Source organism: Candidatus Magnetominusculus xianensis, from assembly GCA_001541255.1.
Classification (GTDB): Bacteria; Nitrospirota; Thermodesulfovibrionia; order Thermodesulfovibrionales; family Magnetobacteriaceae; genus Magnetominusculus; species Magnetominusculus xianensis.
Genome location: LNQR01000144.1, coordinates 1 through 1151 on the forward strand (window position 1 = coordinate 1; position 1151 = coordinate 1151).

1 protein-coding gene and 1 pseudogene are annotated in these 1151 nt (G+C 39.0%); one reads left to right on the forward strand and one right to left on the reverse strand.

Features of this window, described 5'->3' with window-relative positions; translation table 11 throughout:
- Positions 1 to 225 precede the first annotated feature (225 nt).
- On the forward strand, positions 226 to 567 hold the full coding sequence (locus ASN18_RS17695) for a helix-turn-helix domain-containing protein (RefSeq protein WP_085053922.1): 342 nt from the start codon (positions 226 to 228) through the stop codon (positions 565 to 567).
- A gap of 187 nt (positions 568 to 754) precedes the next feature.
- Here ASN18_RS17695 and ASN18_RS17700 read toward each other — a convergent pair.
- A pseudogene (locus tag ASN18_RS17700) lies at positions 755 to 1151 on the reverse strand (hypothetical protein); the annotation flags it as partial.

Here is a 1151-nt window from a genome sequence, read left to right on the forward strand (position 1 = left end):
TCCCTTTGGGGGCTGGACTATGAAAAATATAAGGACTTGCTGTAACATAAAAAGGACAATTTTTTGTCTTGACAAACGGGTCCACTATAAGGCACTCTGCGGGCAGCTCATGCAGGAGTTAACGAACTTCCCCTGCTGATAAAATCGATTTATTGTCTTTGCGATGGAGTAAGGAGCGGTTTCAGTGGAGGCGTTTATAATAATGAAAATATCGTAACTTGTACTTTGGTTGAAGATGCCTTTGGACACTTATTGTCATTGAGAGCCTTCCCTGTATCAGAAAAGAAAGATGACGGCTTACCGTTACACATTATGGTTCTTGTAGAGCGGGTTGCTGAAAAACACGGTGTGGATTTTGAAAATGCGGCTATGGCTTTTAACCTCAGTAAAAGGGAAGTCGAGGTGGTAGAACTTATGTGTTATGGAAGTTCAAATAAAGAAATTGCTGATAAGCTATTCATCAGTGAATATACAGTGAAGGACCATATTAAGAGCATAATGTGGAAAATTGGTGCATCTAACAGATGTGAGGTTATATCGCGTTTGGCATTCCCCGTTCCCATATAAATGGTGGTTGTATTTTATCCGAAGAATGAAGAAATCCCACTTTGGCTGGATTTACGACCAATTTGGTAAAAGACCCAAACAAAATGGCATACGAGAGAAACTAAGTGCTATTGTTTCCAGTTTTGTGGTTCATTACAAGGAATGGGAGTGTTTCGATGCTATTTTACTGCGATATTTTATTTAATATTTATTTTATTAGGCCGAAAAGTTTAGCGATGAGGTCAAGGGCCTTTGGGTTGGTTAAAAGCACAACAAAAAGTAAGATTAGAAAATAAATTCTCGTTTTCCAGTCCATGGCCGTTAATATCTCGTTTAAGCGTCCTTCAACGGCAGTAATTCTCTCATTAAGCCTACCTTCCAGCTTTGCTAAATCTTCTTTAACGGCAAAGGTTTTATCGTTAAGCCTGCCTTCCGACTTGATTAAGTCTTCTTTAGTGGTCAGCTCTTTAGTTAACTCCTCTTTGATCTCGGCCTTTTTTTGAACAACGACGGCTGATGAAACGGAATACTTTTTAAGAATAGACTGACGAAAGACAACTAACGCTGGAGAGTAAACAAAGAAAAACACCATTGTAGCTGTTTGA